This window comes from Polaribacter litorisediminis (assembly GCF_019968605.1).
In the GTDB taxonomy this organism is placed as follows: Bacteria; Bacteroidota; Bacteroidia; order Flavobacteriales; family Flavobacteriaceae; genus Polaribacter; species Polaribacter litorisediminis.
In genome coordinates, this window is the sequence record NZ_CP082966.1 from 1,269,268 (window position 1) to 1,290,698 (window position 21,431).

At 30.0% G+C, this 21,431-nt stretch carries 18 protein-coding genes and 1 tRNA gene; 7 read left to right on the forward strand and 12 right to left on the reverse strand.

Annotation, left to right across the window (positions count from 1 at the left end; all coding sequences use genetic code 11):
- The first annotated feature begins 101 nt into the window (after positions 1-101).
- The gene (locus tag K8354_RS05480) at positions 102-1,133 is read left to right on the forward strand and encodes a quinone-dependent dihydroorotate dehydrogenase (RefSeq protein WP_223446096.1); all 1,032 of its coding nucleotides are present in this window, start codon (positions 102-104) and stop codon (positions 1,131-1,133) included.
- A gap of 189 nt (positions 1,134-1,322) precedes the next feature.
- On the opposite strand, the gene K8354_RS05485 is transcribed toward K8354_RS05480, so the two are convergent.
- Together K8354_RS05485 and K8354_RS05490 are read right to left on the reverse strand one after the other, a co-directional pair.
- Positions 1,323-3,134 (reverse strand): DEAD/DEAH box helicase, encoded by a 1,812-nt coding sequence (locus tag K8354_RS05485; protein ID WP_223446098.1) that lies wholly within the window; start codon positions 3,132-3,134, stop codon positions 1,323-1,325.
- Between the two features lie 142 nt (positions 3,135-3,276).
- A complete protein-coding gene (locus tag K8354_RS05490; protein ID WP_223446100.1) occupies positions 3,277-4,668 on the reverse strand; it encodes a TlpA family protein disulfide reductase in 1,392 nt (463 codons plus the stop codon).
- Between the two features lie 185 nt (positions 4,669-4,853).
- On the opposite strand from K8354_RS05490, the gene K8354_RS05495 reads away from it, so the two are divergent.
- Positions 4,854-6,473 (forward strand): ABC-F family ATP-binding cassette domain-containing protein, encoded by a 1,620-nt coding sequence (locus K8354_RS05495; RefSeq protein WP_223446102.1) that lies wholly within the window; start codon positions 4,854-4,856, stop codon positions 6,471-6,473.
- 143 nt (positions 6,474-6,616) lie between these two features.
- On the opposite strand, the gene K8354_RS05500 is transcribed toward K8354_RS05495, so the two are convergent.
- Positions 6,617-7,555, reverse strand: coding sequence for a hydrogen peroxide-inducible genes activator (locus K8354_RS05500; RefSeq protein ID WP_223446104.1), 939 nt, complete (start codon positions 7,553-7,555; stop codon positions 6,617-6,619).
- 101 nt (positions 7,556-7,656) lie between these two features.
- Here K8354_RS05500 and K8354_RS05505 point away from each other — a divergent pair, with 101 nt between their 5' ends.
- Entirely contained in the window at positions 7,657-8,130 is a 474-nt protein-coding gene (locus K8354_RS05505) for a Dps family protein (RefSeq protein WP_223446106.1), read from the forward strand.
- A 96-nt stretch (positions 8,131-8,226) separates the two neighbouring features.
- Here K8354_RS05505 and K8354_RS05510 read toward each other — a convergent pair whose 3' ends face one another.
- From K8354_RS05510 to K8354_RS05520, 3 genes are all read right to left on the reverse strand, one after another.
- Positions 8,227-8,868: an acyloxyacyl hydrolase gene (locus K8354_RS05510; protein WP_223446108.1), complete on the reverse strand. Its 642-nt coding sequence runs from the start codon at positions 8,866-8,868 to the stop codon at positions 8,227-8,229.
- A gap of 414 nt (positions 8,869-9,282) precedes the next feature.
- On the reverse strand, positions 9,283-10,176 hold the full coding sequence (locus tag K8354_RS05515) for a 3-hydroxybutyryl-CoA dehydrogenase (protein ID WP_223446110.1): 894 nt from the start codon (positions 10,174-10,176) through the stop codon (positions 9,283-9,285).
- Positions 10,177-10,407: 231 nt separating this feature from the next.
- Complete coding sequence (locus K8354_RS05520; RefSeq protein WP_223446112.1) at positions 10,408-11,391, reverse strand: Gfo/Idh/MocA family protein; 984 nt, start codon at positions 11,389-11,391, stop codon at positions 10,408-10,410.
- Between the two features lie 207 nt (positions 11,392-11,598).
- On the opposite strand from K8354_RS05520, the gene K8354_RS05525 reads away from it, so the two are divergent.
- Positions 11,599-12,240: a protein-L-isoaspartate(D-aspartate) O-methyltransferase gene (locus K8354_RS05525; RefSeq protein WP_223446114.1), complete on the forward strand. Its 642-nt coding sequence runs from the start codon at positions 11,599-11,601 to the stop codon at positions 12,238-12,240.
- A gap of 438 nt (positions 12,241-12,678) precedes the next feature.
- On the opposite strand, the gene K8354_RS05530 is transcribed toward K8354_RS05525, so the two are convergent.
- The 3 genes from K8354_RS05530 to K8354_RS05540 form a co-directional block, all read right to left on the reverse strand.
- On the reverse strand, positions 12,679-13,107 hold the full coding sequence (locus K8354_RS05530; RefSeq protein WP_223446116.1) for a DUF2147 domain-containing protein: 429 nt from the start codon (positions 13,105-13,107) through the stop codon (positions 12,679-12,681).
- A gap of 122 nt (positions 13,108-13,229) precedes the next feature.
- Positions 13,230-13,754 carry a KdsC family phosphatase gene (locus K8354_RS05535; protein WP_223446118.1) on the reverse strand — a complete coding sequence of 175 codons (525 nt, stop codon included), beginning with the start codon at positions 13,752-13,754 and terminating at the stop codon, positions 13,230-13,232.
- The gene (locus K8354_RS05540; protein ID WP_223446120.1) at positions 13,744-14,439 is read right to left on the reverse strand and encodes a Rossmann-like and DUF2520 domain-containing protein; all 696 of its coding nucleotides are present in this window, start codon (positions 14,437-14,439) and stop codon (positions 13,744-13,746) included. Before K8354_RS05540 ends, K8354_RS05535 begins: the two co-directional genes overlap by 11 nt.
- 71 nt (positions 14,440-14,510) lie before the next feature.
- Here K8354_RS05540 and K8354_RS05545 point away from each other — a divergent pair, with 71 nt between their 5' ends.
- Positions 14,511-15,668 (forward strand): trans-sulfuration enzyme family protein, encoded by a 1,158-nt coding sequence (locus K8354_RS05545; RefSeq protein ID WP_223446122.1) that lies wholly within the window; start codon positions 14,511-14,513, stop codon positions 15,666-15,668.
- Between the two features lie 260 nt (positions 15,669-15,928).
- Here the strand turns inward: K8354_RS05545 and pckA are convergent, their stop codons facing one another.
- Both pckA and K8354_RS05555 read right to left on the reverse strand, forming a co-directional pair.
- Positions 15,929-17,557 carry a phosphoenolpyruvate carboxykinase (ATP) gene (pckA, locus tag K8354_RS05550; RefSeq protein WP_223446124.1) on the reverse strand — a complete coding sequence of 543 codons (1,629 nt, stop codon included), beginning with the start codon at positions 17,555-17,557 and terminating at the stop codon, positions 15,929-15,931.
- A 23-nt stretch (positions 17,558-17,580) separates the two neighbouring features.
- Positions 17,581-19,422 (reverse strand): SLC13 family permease, encoded by a 1,842-nt coding sequence (locus K8354_RS05555; RefSeq protein WP_223446126.1) that lies wholly within the window; start codon positions 19,420-19,422, stop codon positions 17,581-17,583.
- Positions 19,423-19,745: 323 nt separating this feature from the next.
- On the opposite strand from K8354_RS05555, the gene bshB1 reads away from it, so the two are divergent.
- Together bshB1 and K8354_RS05565 are read left to right on the forward strand one after the other, a co-directional pair.
- The gene (gene bshB1 / locus K8354_RS05560) at positions 19,746-20,462 is read left to right on the forward strand and encodes a bacillithiol biosynthesis deacetylase BshB1 (protein WP_223446128.1); all 717 of its coding nucleotides are present in this window, start codon (positions 19,746-19,748) and stop codon (positions 20,460-20,462) included.
- Positions 20,463-20,516: 54 nt separating this feature from the next.
- Positions 20,517-20,592 (forward strand) — tRNA-His (locus K8354_RS05565).
- Between the two features lie 85 nt (positions 20,593-20,677).
- Here K8354_RS05565 and K8354_RS05570 read toward each other — a convergent pair.
- Positions 20,678-21,430: a LytR/AlgR family response regulator transcription factor gene (locus K8354_RS05570; RefSeq protein WP_223446130.1), complete on the reverse strand. Its 753-nt coding sequence runs from the start codon at positions 21,428-21,430 to the stop codon at positions 20,678-20,680.
- Between the last annotated feature and the right edge of the window lies 1 nt (position 21,431).

Consider the following 21,431-nt stretch of genomic DNA (forward strand, 5'->3'; position numbering starts at 1 on the left):
ATTTTGTATTTAAAAATTGCTCCCCAGAGCAAATTTGAGATGTTCATAAAATAAATTAGTATTGTAAGTTTCTTATGAACTAGAGCTGATAAATTAATAATATGTATAAATTAATAATACGTCCAATTTTATTTCTTTTTGATCCAGAAAAGGTTCACTATTTTACATTTTCATTGATTAGAGTTTTATGTAAAATTCCTTTTGTCCCAGACCTTTTCAGAAGTTTATATCAAGTTAAAGATAAAAAATTAGAGCGTACTTTATTTGGCTTAACATTTAAAAATCCTGTTGGTTTGGCTGCTGGGTTTGATAAAAATGCAGTTTTATATAATGAATTGGCCAATTTTGGTTTTGGTTTCATAGAAATTGGTACGGTAACACCCAAAGGTCAAATTGGGAATCCGAAGAAAAGATTATTTCGATTAAAGGATGATCAAGGAATTATAAATAGAATGGGCTTTAATAATGACGGATTAGAAGTTGCTATTCAGCAATTAAAAAAGAACAAAGGCACTGTAATTATTGGCGGGAATATTGGAAAAAACACACAAACTTTACCAGAAAATTATACTACAGATTATTTAGAATGTTTTAAAGGTTTGCATCCTTATGTAGACTATTTTGTTTTAAATGTTAGTTGCCCAAATGTAGGGAGTCATGCAAAATTAAATGACAAAGCCTATTTATTAGAGTTAATTTCAGCTTGTCAGAAATTGAATAATCAACAAGAAAAGCAGAAACCAATTCTTCTTAAAATTGCTCCAGATTTAAATAATGCACAACTAGATGAAATTATAGAGTTGGTTGCAGAAACAAAGATTGATGGTGTAATTGCATCAAACACATCGACTACTAGAGATAATTTAAAAGCTTCTAAAGAACGTTTGCAAGAAATTGGAAATGGTGGTGTAAGCGGACAGCCTATTAAAAATCAGAGTACAAAAGTAATTCAATATTTAGCGAAACATTCTAACAAATCATTTCCGATTATTGGAGTAGGAGGAATTCATTCTGCAGAAGATGCTTTAGAAAAAATTAAAGCAGGTGCAGATTTAGTGCAGATTTATACAGGCTTTATTTATGAAGGTCCAAGCTTGATAAAAAAAATTAATAAAGCGATTTTATCTAATTGATGGCTTTATTAAAATTAATGCATAAATTTTGAGAAAGCAGAAATCTATATAAATTGTACCTTTCTTTATAGGCTGTAAATAGTTTCAAATTATAAAGGGTATTACTGCTAATCATAGTGCAAAAAAAACTCAAGATTTAAATGAATCTTGAGTTTTTTCTTTTTTTTTAGTATATAAAACTAGTTAATTTTATGAATCTCTACGCTTTCTTCCAAAACCGCTAGATTTTCTATCCCCAGAGCTTCTTGGTCTTTCTGCTGAAGAACGTCTATCGGATTTTCTACCGCTATCATTACTCCTACCAGATGAAACTTCAGATCCTCTGCGCCTTCCAAAACCACCGTCTTTTTTGCCGAATGGTTTTTTACCACCTCTTCTTCCGCCACCAGAACGTTCTTTTTTTGTGATTTCTACATTCACTGAACGACCATCAAAATCTGGTTGATTAGAAGAAAAAGCTTCTAGAGTTTTGTCTTCGAAATTTTTATCAATCTCAAAGAAAGAAAAAGTATCTAAAATATCAATGGCACCAATTTCTATTTTATCCCCAATATTTTGTTCGTTAATTAAACCAATTAATTTCCCAGGATTTAAGTTGTCTTTTCTTCCAATATTGATGAAGAAACGAGTCATGTTTTCGTTTTCTGTTCTTGCTCTAGAATTATCTCTTGAAGATAAATCGTTTAAATCTTTAGAATTTTCATAATATGCTAACATCGTATTAAACTCTAAAGAAACAAATTTCTGAATCAATTCCTCTCTGTTTAAGCTTTCTAATTTCTCATAAATCGTTGGTAAGAATTCTGTGATTTCAGATTCATTTACCTCCGTATTTTGAACTTTGTCAATTAAACTCATTAATTGATTCTGCACAATTTCTTTCCCTGTAGGTACTTTGGTTTCTATAAATTTCTTTTGAATGATTCTTTCGATTTGGCGTAATTTTCCTTTCTCTTTTCCATTCACTAAAACAAGAGAAATCCCCTTGTTTCCAGCTCTACCAGTTCTACCACTTCTATGGGTATAGTTTTCTATTTGATCGGGTAATTTATGATTTAATACGTGTGTTAATTCATTTACATCCAAACCACGAGCAGCAACATCTGTAGCTACCAAAATTTGAATGGTTTTTTTTCTGAATTTACCCATTACAGAATCTCTTTGTCCTTGAGATAAATCTCCATGCAAAGCATCTGCATTATAACCATCTTTAATCAAGTTATCTGCAACTTCTTGTGTTTCTCTTCGTGTTCTACAAAAAATAATTGCATAAATATCAGGATTTAAATCAGCAATCCTTTTTAAAGCAGGATACCGTGTTCTTTCCGTCACTGAGTAATATTCATGACTTACATTATCTGCTCCTTGATTCTTTTGACCAGAAGTAATTTCTACCGGTTTGGTCATGTAGTTTTTTGCAATAGCCTCAACTTCTCTTGGAAAGGTTGCAGAAAATAACAACGTTTGTTTTGTTTCTGGAGTTGCTTCTAAAACTTTATCAAGTTCTTCTTTAAACCCCATGTTTAACATTTCATCGGCTTCATCTAAAACTAACCATTGAACGTTTCCTAATTTTAAAGCTCTTCTTTTAATTAAATCTACAGTTCTTCCTGGAGTTCCAACCACAATTTGAGAACCTCTTTTTAAAGATCTAATTTGATCTTCCATACTAGAACCACCATATACTGTGGTGACTTTTACATCGGGTAAATATTTGCAAAAATCTTTAATATTATTACCAATTTGCACGGCTAATTCTCTTGTAGGAGATAATATAATAGCTTGTACATTATTACTATTGGTATCTAAAAGCTGTAATATTGGCAAACTAAAGGCAGCAGTTTTACCTGTACCAGTTTGCGCAAATGCTTTTAAATCGTCTGTAGATGAAATAATTTGTGGAATTGCTTTTTCTTGTATAACGGTAGGTTTTTCGTAACCTAAATCCGTCAATGCTTTGTTGATAGGTTCTTTTAAACCTAACTCTAAAAATGTTGACATTACTGTGTTTTTTTGGATTCACAGAACGCCCATCTGTAAACCCGTTTATAATTCGGACTGACTTTATATGAGTATATACTCATTTTTAAAGCCGTGCAAAGGTACAATTAATTTTTGAATTAACGAACTTTAAATGAATTCGTTAGTTTTTGTTCAGTTCGTTAAGAAAAGGAGTTAAATTATAAGATGAAATAGAAGCAAATCCGTTTATGACATTTCCTTTTTTATCAATTAAAATAGAACGAGGCATTTTACTTGTTAAAAAATTGTGCGCATCACTTTTCTCGTCAAGATAAAATTGATTTTTAATATCTAAATTTTTAATTCTATCATTTTTATCTCCATCGATTTTGATTTCAATAAATTTAATATTAGGATATCTATTAGAAAGGTACTTAAATCTGGAAACGATATAACTTTCCGATACAAATTTTGGACTCCAGAAAAATAATAAAGTACTTTGATCTTTAATAACTTTTGAAATCGAATGATGCGTATTTGTGTAATCAATAATCTTAAAATCTGGTAAATTTGTATGGATGATAACAGCTTTCGTATCTTGCATTAAATTTTTAACAAGCTTTTTGTCTTTATCATTTGTTGATAATTTAAAAAAGCTATCAAAAGCTTTATAATTAGCGTTACAGCTAGATTTATTAAAGAAATGACCTATAACTGTTTGTCTTAAAAAGGCGTTTTTAGTATTTTCTGAGGTTATTTTATGATCAATAATTTTCAATAGATCTAACGTAAATTTAGAAGAATATTCACTTTTCATCGGTGCATGCCCCAAAGCGTAGGTCTCATTATATAAATAATTTCTAATATATTGAGAAAACGGAGGGTAATACATTAAAGTATCTTTATTAATTTGTATGTTATTTCTATACTCGTAAAAAGAAGCATCCATCTTTGGGAAATTGCCATTTTCAGAATATTTGGCATACATCATAGGATATTTTTCTAGTCTTGAAAACGTTGGATAGGTTAATGAAATTTTAAGAATATCTTGAAAACCTTTAGTTTCATCTGGGTGATTTAACACATATTTTTTATAAGTTTCTAATTTAACAGCTAATAAGGAGTCTACTTTACTTTTAAATATCGCAGGTTCTAATCTATTGAATTGGTAAAAGATTTTTCTTTCTTTTTCATTTTCTAAAAAGCAATCCACTAAAATATTATTTCTTTCAGCTCCCTTCCCAGCAAAAACTAAAGATTCATCAAAATCCCAAGTATTAAGTCGCAGCATTAAACTATCCTCTGGCTCTAAATAAATATGTTGATTTTCATTTCCATGCATAAAATAATAGACTCCTTCATCAGCATTTTTAATTTTACCAATAAATTTATTATTAGAATCTAGCGCAAAAGTATCAATAACCTTATCCATAGAATACAGAACAACGTGGCTAGAATTTGGATTAATAATTTTACCTCCAAAATATGTTATGGTATCTTTATTAGCTGTATTACAGCTAATTAATGCTAATAAAAAAAGAATTCCTGAAAAAGTAATTATTTTTTTTGTCATACGAATTGGGTTCTATAGGCTGTATACAAATTTAGTTATTCAATGTTCTAGCAGTTGTTAATACGCTGTTAAAAATAAAACCCATCAGACGAGCGTATTTGATGCAATTTTAAATAAATGTGTTCAAAAACTGACTCATAAAGAAAAATCAATTTACTACTTTTGCACAAATTTAAAATATTATTATGTTATCAGTTTCTAATTTATCGGTACAATTTGGCAAACGTATTTTATTCGATGAAGTAAATACCAAATTTCAACAAGGAAATTGCTATGGAATTATTGGAGCAAATGGGGCAGGAAAATCTACTTTTTTGAAAATTATTTCAGGAAAAATGGATCCTACCTCTGGGCAAGTTCATTTAGAAAAAGGAAAAAGAATGTCTGTGCTCTCTCAAGATCATAACGAATTTGATGATTTTCCTGTTTTAGAGACTGTTGTAATGGGGAATAAAGAGTTGTTTTCTATTAAAAAAGAGATAGATGCTTTATACGCTGATTATACGGATGCAAATGCAGAAAAAATTGGAGAACTTCAAATTGTTTTTGAAGAAATGGATGGTTGGAATGCAGATTCTAATGCCGCAGCAATGCTCTCTAATTTAGGTATTAAAGAAGAGTTGCATTATACATTAATGAAAGATTTAGATGGTAAACAAAAGGTACGTGTTTTAATTGCACAAGCACTTTTTGGAAATCCTGATGTTTTAATTATGGATGAGCCTACCAACGATTTAGATTTTGAAACAATTAATTGGTTAGAAAACTTCTTGGCAAATTTTGATAATACGGTCATTGTAGTATCACATGACAGACACTTTTTAGATTCAGTTTGTACACACATTTCTGATATTGATTATGGTAAAATAAATCATTATTCTGGTAATTATACTTTTTGGTATGAATCTAGTCAATTAGCATCAAAACAAAGAGCACAGCAGAACAAAAAAGCAGAAGATAAAAAGAAAGAACTAGAGGATTTTATTCGTCGTTTTTCTGCAAACGTTGCCAAGTCTAAACAAGCAACTTCTCGTAAAAAAATGATTGAAAAGTTAAATGTTGAGGATATTAAACCTTCTAGCAGACGTTACCCTGCTATTATTTTTGATCGTGATAGAGAGGCAGGAGATCAGATTTTGAATATAGAAGGTTTGAGCAAAGAATTAGAAGGAGAAAAATTATTTCAAGATATTCACATCAATTTAAATAAAGGAGATAAAATTGCGGTAATTTCAAGAGATTCTAGGGCTGTAAATGCATTTTATCAAATTATAACGGGTAATGAAAAAGCAGATTCTGGTAAATTTTCTTGGGGTGTTACCACAACTCAATCGTATTTACCTTTAGATAATTCGTCTTATTTTAAAGATGGAAATTTAAATTTAGTAGATTGGTTAAGACAGTATGCACAAACAGAAGAGGAACGAGAAGAAGTTTTCTTGAGGGGGTTTTTAGGGAAGATGATTTTTTCTGGAGAAGAAGCTTTAAAGAAAAGTAATGTTTTATCTGGGGGAGAAAAAGTGCGTTGTATGCTTTCTAGAATGATGATGAAAAGAGCTAATATTTTGTTATTAGATGAGCCTACAAATCATTTAGATTTAGAATCCATACAAGCTTTAAATAATTCTTTGATAAATTTTAAAGGAACGGTTTTATTATCTACACATGATCATGAATTTGCTCAGACAGTGGCAAATAGAATTATAGAATTAACACCTAAAGGGGTTATCGATAGGTATACAACTTTTGATGAATATTTAGAAGACCCGAAAATAAAGGAGTTAAGAAATAAAATGTATTCTTAAAATAATTGAGATGTTACTTTATAAAAATCCTTTTAGTTTTAAACTAAAAGGATTTTTTTATCTGGTTATTAAAATAAGGTAATGGTCGCTATGTGATACTAATTCTGCATTTATTTTACAGTAATTTCAAAACAGAATGGGTATTATTTCTTAATAGGACTAATAATTTTGACATCAGAAAAAGAAATGGCACCTCTAATAACACCATCAATTGTTTTCTTTAAAGCTTCAATTAATTGCATTTTTAATTGCGATTTATGATAAATTAAACTCACTTCTCTTGCAGGCGGTGGGTTGTGAAACTCACGCAAATGTTTTTTATCTTTTTCATTTAAATCTAAAGTATGTAGGTAGGGCAGTAGCGTCATTCCTAAACCTTCTTTAGAAAGTTTTATAAGTGTATCGAAACTTCCACTTTCTAATTGAAAACCTTTTTTATTATCAATTTTATGAGTTCTGCATAAATTAATAACGCTGTCTTTAAAACAATGGCCATCTTCTAACAATAAAATATCCTCCATTTCTAATTCATCCGCAGAAATGTGTTTGTTTTTAAAAAGTCGATGGTTTTCAGGCACCAAACCTACGAAAGGTTCATAATATAAAGGTCTTTCTCTAATAGATTCATTTTCTAAAGGAGTTGCAGCGATGGCAGCATCTATATGACCATCTGTCAATTTTTTAACAATTTCTTCTGTTGTTAATTCTTCAATAATTAATTTTACTTTTGAATATTTTTTTGTAAAATTATGCAAAAACATGGGCAATAAAGTCGGCATAATTGTTGGGATAATTCCCAATCTAAATTCGCCTCCAATAAATCCTTTTTGTTGATGTACAATATCTAAAATTCGATTACTTTCATCAACAATTACTTTAGCTTGTTCTACTATTTTTTTTCCTATTTCCGTGAGTTCAATAGGCTTTTTAGATCGATTAAATATTTTAATATCGAGTTCGTCTTCTAATTTTTGAATTTGCATGCTCAATGTTGGCTGCGTTACAAAACTATGATCTGCAGCTACCGTAAAGTTTTGGTATTCGGCTACAGAAAGTACATATTTTAATTGAGTGATTGTCATTTTGATAGGAAATTTTGATAAAGATATTAAAAGTATCAATATTAATTATAGTTTATCTTCATTATTTTACTTTAAATTTGAGGTAAATAAAAAATAGAATCATGAACAAAACAATTTTAGGATTAAACCAACAAGAAAATCTAATTTTAGTTGATAAATTAAATGGGTTATTAGCTAATTTTCAAATATATTATCAGAATTTAAGAGGATTACACTGGAACATCAAAGGTAAAAATTTCTTTGAATTACACGTTAAATTTGAAGAATTTTATACAGATTCACAAGTTAAAATTGATGATATCGCAGAACGAATTTTAACCTTACAAGGCAAGCCTCTGCATACATTTTTAGATTATATAAATAATTCTTCGGTACTTGTAGGCAAAGGTATTTCTAATGATATTGAAGCTGTTGAATTAGTTGTAAATTCTTTATCCGAATTATTAAAAATAGAAAGAGATATATTAAAAATATCAGATGAAGCAAATGATGAGGGTACAAATTCTATGATGAGTGACTTTATTGCAGAACAGGAAAAAACTATTTGGATGTTAAATTCTTGGTTAGGTAGATAGGCAAGAGAATTCATTATAATTCTAATGTACAAGGAGCTTTTCGAATTTTTTCGAAAAGCTCCTTTTGATTCCTTTTGATTCTAGTATATGTTTTTACTAAAATAGCAGATAAGAGTAGCCAACTTCCACGCCTAAAATATTATATCCATCATTGGGTTTCTGAAAATTTAAATTAGAAACATGCCCAAAGTTACTACCAATATAAAGAAACATTTTTTTATAAATTTGATGAGAAAATCCGATTGAAAAATTTTCAATAAACGTAAACCCCTTTGCTAAACGCTCTGTTCTTGTATGAATGTAACAGAAGCCTAGACTAATAGTTCCTTGTAAATCTAATTTTTTAGTTAATTTTATTTTTGATGCAAGGCCAAATTCTAAACCATACAAATTCATAGTTTTTGCTTTTGTAAATTCAGTTATTTTTTCCTGAAAATTTTCTTGATCGGGTGTAACATAAAATTCATTTATAAGTTGGTGCGTTAAAAACTGAACTTGGGGTTGTACCATAAGCTCAAAATTAATATTTTTAATTTTACCTAGTTTGTAAAATAATTGACCTTTATATGTATTTACTGATAATGTGTAATCTGGGTCATCAAAAATAAAATTTTCATTCACGCCATAATTATAAAAGAATCCTATTTTGATTGGTTTTAAAACTGATTTATTTTTATTTTGACTAAAAGATACAACTGAAATACAACCTAGTAATACATATAAAATTCGTTTTATCATTATCTCTTAATATGGCTTTTAAAATGCAAATTATTAAATTATTTTTTCAAATTCATTCTAATTTTTTTTCGCAGTTGTCAAATTCTTTTTAAAAGTTATAATAGGGTTTATAATTCGAAAATTCTTTTTGAAATGATCAAGAATGCTTTAAATCCCAGAAACATGATTGAAATGAATTAGTTAACTGAATTTATATAATTGCGATTGATCAAGTTGACTTTGCTTACAAAATTTACAATGCTGTTTATGTAACATTTGAATGGTATCAGCAGTTTTATCTTTATAAATAATGTACTCGCAATCTTCATAATCAATTGTTTGTAACTTCTTTAGTGTCTATTTCCGCTTTGTGATCTCAAGAAAAAAGTATGAAAGACAATATGAAATAAAAGGAGTAGGTTATTTTATTCCTATTTATAATTTTGTAAACATGGCCGCTACTTTTTCAGCCTTTCTATTTTCAGAATAATCATAAAAACCTTCGCCAGATTTTACGCCTAATTTTCTGGCCATTACCATATTTACCAATAACGGACATGGTGCATATTTAGGATTTTTAAAACCATCGTACATCACATTTAAAATTGATAAACAAACATCTAAACCAATAAAATCTGCCAACTGAAGGGGCCCCATTGGATGTGCCATTCCTAATTTCATTACAGTATCAATTTCTGCAACACCGGCAACACCATTGTATAACGTTTCAATAGATTCGTTAATCATAGGCATTAAAATTCTGTTTGCCACAAAACCTGGATAATCATTTACCTCCACAGGAATTTTGCCTATTTTTTTTGATAATTCAACTGTAAAGTTCATCACTTCATCAGTGGTATTATAGCCTCGAATAATCTCAACCAATTTCATAATTGGCACAGGATTCATAAAATGCATTCCAATTACTTTATCAGGTCTTTTTGTTACGGCAGCAATTTTAGTAATCGAAATAGAGGATGTATTGGTCGCTAAAATGGTTTTCTCATCGCAAATTTCATCTAACTCTTTAAAAATTTTCGATTTTAATTCCGCATTTTCAGTAGCTGCTTCAATCACCATATCAACATTTTTAACACCTTTACTTATTGCAGTAAAAGTGGTAATATTATTTAAAGTAATCGTTTTATCAGCTTCAGTTATTTTTTCTTTTGCCACCATTCTGTCCAAGTTTTTGGTTACGGTTGCAATTCCTTTTTCTAAAGCTGCTTTAGAAATATCAATTAAATGAACCTTGTAATTAAATTGGGCAAATGTGTGGGCAATCCCATTTCCCATGGTCCCGGCGCCAATTACTGCGATGTTTTTCATAAATATATTTTTAATAGTTAAGTATTTATAGCTAAAAATTTCAAGAATTTAATCTTTTTAAATTTGAATGTTTTAGGGGCATTTTAAAGGGCTTTCTCTTTTAGTTTTTTTGTTGTTACCGCAAAAGAAGTCTTTTATTATCTTTAGCAATATAATTGGTAAACAGATTTTATCAAAATTAAAAAGGGATTTCTATTGCAATCCCTACTGCAAGAGCTTTTAAGCTATCAACTAAAAATTAAAATCTTTTTCTGTTTTAAAACAATCGATTACCCATTGCGCAACTCTTAAAGCTTCTGCGCCATTGGCTAAAGTAACAATAGGTTTTGTATTGTTATGAATGGCGTCAGCAAACGTTTCTAATTCATCTAAAATAGCGTTATTATTGGTTACTTCTGGATTTTCAAAATAGATTTGTTTTTTAACACCTTCATCATTTTGTAAAATCATAGCAAATTCATCTGGGTTTTCAGGAACATCCTTCATGCGCACCACCTCAGATTCTTTGCTTAAAAAATTCACGGAAATATAGGCATCCTTTTGAAAAAAACGTGTTTTACGCATATTTTTCATGGAAATTCTGCTTGCCGTTAAATTTGCCACACAGCCGTTTTCAAATTCTATGCGAGCATTGGCAATATCTGGAGTTTTTGAGATAACAGATATACCACTAGCATGTACATTTTTTACTTTAGATTTTACAACCGAAAGTATGATATCTATGTCATGGATCATTAAATCTAAAACTACTGGAACATCTGTTCCTCTTGGATTAAATTCAGCCAATCTATGAGTTTCAATAAACATAGGATTGTTTATTTTATCTTTAACAGCAATAAAAGCAGGGTTAAAACGCTCTACATGACCAACTTGACCTTTTACATGATATTGACTTGCTAGTGTTTTAATAGCTTCTGCTTCTAAAACGGTATTGGTAATTGGCTTTTCAATAAAAATATGACGCCCTTTTTCGATGGCATTTTTAGCACAATCAAAATGAGACAACGTAGGTGTTACAATATCTACAACATCAACAGCATCGATTAATTCATCAATAGAATTAAAAGACTTGTAGCCAAAATTTTTAACAACTTCGTTGGCATTTTCCGAAGAAGGATCGTAAAACCCTATCAATTCATATTTTTTTGATTGCGCTAGTAAACGAAGATGAATTTTACCTAAATGACCTGCTCCTAAAACCCCAACTCTTAACATAAATGTATCTATTTTTTATCTATCTTAAATAAAATTTTGGTGCTCTTTACATCAAAGATTTGCACTCTACTTATTAAAATAAGTTCGATATTTATTTAGATAGAAATGTTATTTTTGTATTTAAAATCGAACGGAAACAAAGATACAATTTAATAAGAATTTATATCAATTTATTACTATTTTTAGCCTTCTGAAACTAAACAACCATTGAAAAACACTGCAAAACATCAAGGACTTCGTAATCAGTTAGCTATTGTTTTAAAAGCAAAAGGGATAACAGATGAAAATGTATTAAATGCTATTCGTAAAATTCCACGCCATTTATTTATGGATTCTAGTTTTGAGTCTCATGCCTATCAAGATAAAGCTTTTCCTATTGCCGCAGAACAGACAATTTCACAACCTTATACGGTTGCTTTTCAGTCTCAAGTATTAGAAATTAAAAAGGGTGATAAAGTTTTAGAAATCGGCACAGGCTCTGGATACCAAACAGCTGTGCTACTAGAATTAAAAGCGGAAGTATATTCTATAGAAAGACAGCATGAATTATTTAAAAAGACCTCACTTTTCTTACCAAAATTAGGTTATAAACCTAAGAAGTTTATTTTTGGTGATGGTTATAAAGGACTGCCAGAACAAGCACCTTTTGATAAAATTATAGTGACTGCTGGAGCACCTTTTGTTCCAAAACCATTATTAGCTCAATTAAAAATAGGAGGGATGTTGTTAATTCCTGTTGGAGATTCAACTCAAATTATGACTTTATTTACTAGGAAATCTGCCAAAGAATTTCATAAAAAAGAATTGGGTAATTTTGCCTTTGTACCCATGTTAGAAGAAAAGAATTAACAGACTTGATGCATCTCTGTTAAAAAAAATGAAATTAACCACATTGCATTTATTCGATGCCATTTCTAATTTGTATGATTTCTTATATCTTCTTTTTTAAAATAATTTTAGAAATTTAGATGCTTCATCATCCTTCTGTATATTTAATACCAATTTATATTTATAATTAGTGTTGTCCGATTAAAATTAGCTAAAGTGTTTTAAAGTATTGATAGTATTGATTTTCAGGAGCTTTTAAAGTAGTACACCTTACTTTTAAAAACGCTTTAGAATTTATGATGTATCGAAAAATTTAAAATCGTAATAAAATTGTTTTTCAGTTAGTTAAAATCAAGTCTTTGTTCTTGATGCTAACAGCGAAAGCGGTCTTTTTATCTTTTATCGGACAACAATGATTTATAATGTCTAAAATGGGATAAATGAGTATTTCAAAAAATATTACTCAGCTCTTTCCCAGTATGCCGTTTTTCCGAATAAAGCTACACCGATATAACCTCTCAATTTTAATTTGTTAGGTTTTACCAATTCTATATAACATTTATATATTTTTCCGTTTCTAGGATCTAAAATTTCACCTCCAGACCATTCGTTATCATCTTTTTCTAAACCCGTTAAAATGTTTAGCCCTAAAATTGGTGCATTTTTGTTTTTTCCTTCACAAAGATCACAAACTGCCGTTTTTCTATCAGGATTTTTTATTTCTATAATTTTAGCAAATGCTTTACCTTCTTTTTCGTAAACTTCAATGACAGAATCAACTTCTCCGGTAGTATCATTTTTAGAATGCCATTTTCCAAAAATAGTTTGCGCATTTATAGAAACGGACATGGATACAATTACGAACAGTAAAAATATTTTTTTCATCATGATAAAATTTAGTTTTAAATTAAGGTTTATTTTTTTGTTTTTAAAATTACTAAATAAATTGTCGTTAAAATTATCAACGTTTAAAAGTATGCACAAAACAACAATAAAACGTATTTTAAGCATTAAACTTCGGCTTCATAATAATTTTCCCATTTGTCTTGAACTCTTAATACTTGCTCAATAATATCTCTAACACAGCCTTCGCCGCCCTTTTTATCAGAAATATATTTTGAAATTTTCTGAATTTCTGGAACGGCATCATTTGGACAACAAGGCAAACTAACTTTTTGCATTACTAGGGAATCAGGAATATCATCACCCATATAGATTACATTTTCTGGTTTTAAATCGTATTTATCGACCAACTCGCTATATTGTTTAATCTTGTCATGTGCACCCAAATAAATATCATGAATGCCTAAAGCAGTTAACCTACTCTTTACCGCTTTGTTAGTTCCGCCAGAAATAATACAAATTCTAAATCCTCTATTTAAGGCCGTTTTTATGGCATAACCATCTTTTACATTCATGTGTCTAACCAATTCGCCATCTGGCATAATGGTTAACATGCCGTTGGTTAAAACACCATCAACATCAAAAATAAATGTATTAATTTTAGGTAAAAGTTGCTTATAGCTAATTTTCATTTTGGATAGATTTTGTTAAGATTTTATAAATTTTCTGTTGATTTTTATCCAACAAATTTAAATGATTTTTTATTGTTCTTTTATCATTTCTAATTGCCGGACCAGTTTGTGCTTTTTCTGGTGATAATTGCTCTATTTTTAAAGCAGTTTCCTGAATTAAAGGTTTTAAGATATCAAAAGAAATATTGTTTTTTTTACAAATATCATTTCCTATTTTATAAAGATGATTTGTAAAATTATTCACAAAAACAGCAGCAACATGCAGTTTTTTTCGCTGCATTGAATTGATTGAGTATATTTTTTTTCCAATAGAATTCGCTAGTTTTTCCAGTAGCTGATAATCTTGTTTATTTTCAGCTTCTAAACAAAAAGGAACCTTAGAAAAATCTACTATTTTGTCTTTAGAAAAGGTTTGTAACATATAAAAAACACCTTTTCTTTGCTTGTTTTTCAAACTATTCATGGCAACACTTCCTGAAGTATGCACCACAAAGTCATTTTTTATTTTAGATGAAACTTCCGCAATAACATCATCAGAAACTGCAATAATAGTAATGTCTGCTTTAGGAATATTCTCTAAAGTTCTAGAGTTTATTTGAGTAACTATAAACGCATCAACCTTAAAAAAGGCATGGTATAAATGAGTGGCTACATTTCCTTTACCTACAATTACTATGGATATCATAAAACGAAGATATTAATTTTTTATAGAAAGATAGAATAGGTTTTCTTAATTTAGCAATTAAATACTTTTTAATGAAAGATTCAAAAAAACTAGGAATAAATACAACATGTGTTCATACAGGTGAAGTAAAAGATGAGCAGTTTAAAGGAGCAATTTCGCCAATTTATATGGCAACTTCTTATGCTTTTGATAATGTTGATGTAAAACGATATCCACGTTATTATAATACGCCAAATCAAGAAATGTTATGTAAAAAAATTGCAGCATTAGAGCATACCGAAGATGCCTTAATTTTTACGTCTGGTATGGCAGCAATTTCGTCAGCCATGTTTGCTTTCTTGCAAAAAGGAGATCACGTAATTATTCAACAAGTAATTTATGGAGGCACGTATAATTTAATCGTTACAGAATTTGATAAATACGGAATAGAATATTCTTTTACAGAAAGCGATTCAGCAGATGATTTTACACCTTTGATTCAAGATAATACAAAGATTATTTATATTGAAACACCTTCCAACCCATTATTAGGAGTTACAGATATGAAAGCAATTGCTAAAATTGCAAAAGAAAATAATATTGTAACCATGATTGATAATACGTTTGCATCACCTATTAATCAAATGCCTGTTGAATTTGGTATTGATATTATTATACATTCTGCAACCAAATATATGGGCGGTCATTCTGATATTTCTGCAGGTGCAATTGCCGCCTCTAAAGAGCATATTGCATTGATTTGGAAAACGGCTATAAATTTAGGTGGTAATTTAAGCGATCAAACCGTTTGGTTATTAGAGCGGAGTTTAAAAACATTAAATCTACGGGTAAAAGAGCAAACAAAAAATGCTCAAATTATGGCGGAATATCTAGAACAAAACCCTAATATTGATACCGTTTATTATCCAGGATTAAAAAGTAATCCGCAGTATGAATTGGCTAAAAAACAAATGAAAGGTTTTGGTGCCATGCTCTCTTTTGAACTTCAAGAAGGAATTGATGCCATGCAATTTCAAAACTATTTACAATTGATAAAACCTTCTATGAGTTTAGCCGGTTTAGAGAGCACAACAGTAAGCCCTGCACAAACAACACATGCTTTATTAAGTGAAGTAGAGCGTTTAGAAAGAGGTATAAAAGACGGATTAATTCGTTTTTCTGTGGGTATTGAGGAAGCAGAAGATTTAATTGCAGATATTGAACAAGCCATAAATAAAGTAAAGAATTAAAGCTTTACTTTATTTATGGCTTGTTTTTAAAACTCCTTTTCAAATTATTTAAATCCTATAATACCGTAATAAATCGTTTGTCTTAGGCTTATTTATTATAAAAATACAGCAATGAAGATTGTGCTCATTTTTTGTAATCTCTAAGAATTAAAAAATACTTTAATTTATTGGTGTCATTGAGTTCTATCTAAATGTACATCAATAATAAAATCAAAAAAGGCTAGATTTTAAATAGTCATAAAAATCTAGCCTAAAAAGAATTACAAGTGTTCTAAATGATGATGTTCATCAATTAAGGGGCCGCCTTCCATAATTTGTTCAGAAGCTTCTGCTGTAAATTTCTCAAAGTTTAAATGGAAATAATGAGACAATTGAATTGCTTTGCTTATATATGCACCTTTTTGTAACCAAGTATTCATTGGGTCTAACATTTCAATCGGAACATTAGGGCAATATTTAGGCATATATAAGCCAAAAATTGGGTGTTGTTCATATTCAACATTATCTAAACTACCTTTTAAAATTTCGGTAATCATTGCTCTTGTATATTTTAATTTAATACGAGAACCAACACCATAAGGTCCGCCAGACCAACCTGTGTTCAGCAACCAAACATTTACACCAGCTTCCGTCATTTTTTTACTTAACATTTCTGCATATTTAGCTGGGTGTAAAGGCATAAAGGGTTCGCCAAAACAAGCTGAAAAAGAAGGAACAGGCTCGGTAATTCCAGCTTCAGTACCTGCAACTTTTGCAGTATAGCCAGAAATAAAGTGATACGCTGCTTGCCCTGGAGTTAATTTAGAAACAGGAGGCAAAACACCAAAAGCATCACATGTTAAAAAGAAAATATTTTTAGGGTTTCCTGCAAATGAAGGTTCCTTTATATTGTCGATATGGTATATTGGGTAGCTTACCCGCGTGTTTTGTGTAATCGAACTATCCATATAATCAACATCGCCATTTTTATCAAAAACAATATTTTCTAACAAAGCACCTGGTTTAATAGCTCTAAAAATATCGGGTTCTTTTTCTTCTGATAAATCAATTACTTTTGCATAACAACCACCTTCAAAGTTAAAAATATTGTTTTCTGCTGTCCAGCCATGTTCATCATCACCGATTAATTTTCTTTTAGGATCTGCAGATAAAGTAGTTTTTCCTGTTCCAGACAATCCGAAGAAAATGGCTGTATCACCATCTTCGCCAACGTTTGCAGAACAATGCATTGGTAAAACATTTCTTTCAACAGGTAAAATTAAGTTTAAAGCAGAAAAAATTCCTTTTTTTATTTCTCCTGTATACGCAGAACCCCCAATTAAAGCTATTTTTTTTGTAAAGTTAATGATTGAGAAATTTCCTTGACGAATTCCGTATGCTTCAGGATCATCGCAAATATATCCTGGAGCACATAAAACTAACCAATCTTCATCAAAAGCAACATGTTCATCTTCTGTGAGTCTTAAAAACATATTGTAAACAAACGAATTAGACCAAGGGTATTCTGTGATTGTTCTAATATCTGTTCTAAAAGTTGGGTCTGCACAAACATAACCATCTCTTACATATAATTCTCTATTAGATAAATAAGATAAAACATTTTGCTCTAATTTATCAAAGTTCTCTGAAGAAACTGGTTTATTTGTTTTGCCCCACCAAACTTTATCTGCTGTATATTTATCTTTTACAATAAAACGATCTTGTGGAGACCTACCTGTAAACGTACCCGTGTTAATAGCTAAAGTTCCATTTTTTGTCTCTTTACCCATTCCTTTTTCTATGGTTATCTTCTGCAGTTCTTCCGGAGATAAATTCCAGTTAACTGTTGAGTTTTTAATCCCATAGATTCCTAAATCTGATTTTTTTGGAATAATTGATTGCGTTTTCATAATAGATCTTTTAAATTAATATATTAAAATGGCCAAATAATTGGCACGAGAATTAAGGTTGTAATTAAAAACAGGATTAAAAGAGGCAATCCTACTTTAAAATAATCTAAAAATTTATAGTCGCCAGAACTCATTACCATAGCGTTTGTTGTGGTGCCTATTGGCGTTAAAAATGCTGTTGATGCACTAATTGCAATTGTAATTAGTAAGGGTTCTGGTGATATATTTAAAGTGCTTGCCGCTAATAATACAATCGGAGCCATTAAAACCGCAGTTGCCGAGTTATTTATAAATTGACTAAATGTTGTTGTTAATAAGAAAATTCCACCTAATAAAAGTGTAGGGTTATCGCTCCCTAAAACACTAATTAAAGAATTAGAAATCATTTCTGCTGCACCTGTTTTTTGAATAGCAAGTCCCATCGGTATCATAGCAGCAATCATAATTACACTTGTAAAACTGATACTTTTATATGCTTTAGAAAATGGCACACAACCTGAAAACAATACAATTCCTGCAGAAATTAATGCTGCAATTGAACCCGGAACAACTTTTAAAACTAACAGTACAATCATTAAAATCAAAGCTCCGAGTGCAATAAAAGATTTAGGGGTTAATTCGTCTACATCTTTTAACATTTCATCCGGTCTACCCACTATAACAACATGCTTGTGCTGCCCTTCTAGGTTTTCGATATTTTCCCAGGTACCTCTAATAATAAAACTATCTCCGGCTTCTACGGTTAAAACATCTTTTAAAAATGGTTTTTGATGTCTTGATGTTGCTAATAATTGAATTCCGTATCTTTTAAAATACTCGTGTAATTTTATTTCTCTTCCCACTAAAAAAGATTGTTGCGTTACAATAACTTCAGACATACCTACTTCTTGATTAATTAAATTATGTCTCAATTCAGTTTTTGCAGATTCTTTTGCCAATAAGCCCAACCTAAAAGTAATCATCAACTTGTTAATATCTTCTGTATGCCCTTTTACGGTAATAATATCATGATATCTAAGTTCTGTACTTTCCTCTGGTAACTCTATAAAAGGTTGCGTGCCTTTTAATCTATTTGGATGTCTTCTTTTTAAACGGATAATATTTACTTTATATTTTTTTTCTAAATCCCAATCAGATATTTTTGTATTTAACAACGGAGATATAGATCTAATTCTTAATCTATAATAATCATTATCTATTTTATATGCTGAAATCCATTCGTGCAAAGTAGCATCGATATTGATGGGTTTGTTATTTGTTTTATTTTCAGGAAGTAATTTAAAACCAATATATCTAAAATATAAAATAGCAATAATTAAAAGAGGCAAACCGATTAAACCAAACTCGAAGAAAGAAAATCCTTCAAAACCAGCTTCTATTAAAGCATTATTTGCAATGATATTGGGAGGTGTTCCTGTTAAGGTTAATAATCCACCAGTATTTGATCCAAAAGCGACAGGAATTAATATTTTAGAAGGCATGGTTCCAATACTCCAAGCAGAAGAAATTGTTGCGGGTAATAAAGTAGCAACGGTACCTGTATTGCTTACAAAACCAGAAAGTACTCCTGATCCTAAAGTTATAATTACTAGTAATTTAGGGATGCTTTTACCTGCTAATTCAATCAATTTTTTACCTGCTAAAGCCGTCCAGCCTGTTTGAGATAAGCCTTCTCCGATAATGAATAAAGCCGCAATCATAATCACCGTTGGATTGCTAAAACCGCTTAGGGTTTCTTTTAAATCTAGTACACCGCATAAAAATAAACTTAACATAGAAACCAATGCAACAACATCTGGAGAATATTTTCCCCAAACAAATAAAGCAATGGTAATAATTAAAATGGTAAACATTAAATACATCATAATTTTTTAAATTGGAATTTTAAAGTTTTAGTTCAATAGTTTTTACTAACGTAAATTTATAGGGAAACTGACCTGTATTTTATGACAAAGGTCATACTTGTAGCACAGATATCATTATTATGATTATAATAAAAATAAGCCTATTATTCATTTAAAAATGAAAACGAAAACGAAATAGAATTCTTACTTTCAAATATAATCTGTAAAAAAAGATTATTTTTGTTGCTAATATATTGAGGATTCTTCGGAAGAAAAGAAATTATTTGCTAAATCATAGCAAATTCTAATAAATTACATGCAGAAATTAAATTTTTAAACAAATTATGAAATTAGATATAGTAGCTTTTGGAGCACATCCGGATGATGTAGAATTGAGCTGTGGAGCAACAATTGCGAAAGAAATTTCTTTAGGAAAAAAAGTGGGAATTGTAGATTTAACTCGAGGCGAATTAGGTACTCGTGGTTCTGCTGATTTAAGAGATATAGAAGCTGCCAATGCTGCAAAAATATTAGGCGTTTCTGTTCGTGAAAATTTACGCTTTGCGGATGGATTTTTTACAAATGATAAAACGCATCAATTAGAAGTGATAAAGATGATTCGTAAATATCAACCAGAAATAGTCTTTTGTAATGCTATTGATGATAGGCATATTGATCATCCTAAAGGAAGTCAATTAGTTTCTGACGCTTGTTTTTTAAGCGGATTGGTGAAAATAGAAACGGAAGTTGACGGCAAGAAACAAGAAAAATGGAGGCCTAAACATGTATACCACTATATACAATGGAAAAACATAGAACCTCATTTTGTAGTTGATGTTACTGGTTTTATTGATAAAAAAACGGCATCTATTTTGGCGTATTCTTCTCAGTTTTACGATCCAAAAAGTAAAGAACCTGAAACGCCTATTACAAGTAAAAATTTTAAAGAAAGTATTAATTATAGAGGCAAGGAGCTAGGGAGACTAATTGGTGTTGCTCATGCAGAAGGTTTTACGTCAGAGCGTTATATAGCCGTAGAAAATTTAGATAAATTAATTTGATTATTTGTTGTTTTAAAAAAGAAAAAATATTTATATTTGCACCCGAAATTACATGGTGGTTGTAGCTCAGTTGGTTAGAGTATCGGTTTGTGGTACCGAGTGTCGCGGGTTCGAGTCCCGTCTTCCACCCAAAAAGTAAAGTCTTCTCATTTTTTTGAGAAGACTTTTTTTGTGTAACTAAATAAAGTTAACTAATTGATTATTAGTTATATAATTTATTTTAAATTATTTAAAGTTTCTACTACTTCATTTCTTTTTCTAACAGAAACAGGAATATTAGTTCTATCTTTTAAAATGAGGTAACCTCCATCAGATTTTATAAATTCTTTGATATATTTTATATTGATTAAATGACTTTGATGTACTCTTAAAAATTGATGTTCTTTTAACATATCGGCATAATATTTTAAGGTTTTAGAAACCAATATTTTCTGTTTGTTTTCTAGGTAGAAAGTTGTGTAATTATTATCTGACTTGCATCTTAAAATTTCTGAAATTTGAACTACTATAATTTTTTCTGAAGTATGCAAAGATATTTTTTGTGATATTCTATTCGGATTTTTGATAGAGTCTTGTAAAACAGCGATTTGTTCTTTGTTTGGTTGCATTTGTTCTTTTGCTTTTTTAATAGCATTCGCCAAATCTTCATTAGCGTAGGGTTTTAAAATATAATCAATCGCAGCAAATTTAAAAGCCTTAATGGCATACTCATCACTTGCAGTCACAAATATTATTTTTGATCTTAAATTGGGCACTATTTCTAGAATATCAAAACCAGTTCCATCGCCGAGCATAATATCTAAAAACAAAATATCTGGATGCCTTTTTTGTAATAATTTAGCCGCTGAAATTACACTATTGGCCTTTCCAATAATTTCAATTTCAGGATGATATTTCTCAACATCCTTACAAAGCATTTGTAAAGCTTCAGGAATATCGTCTACTACAATAGCTGTATATGTTTTCATA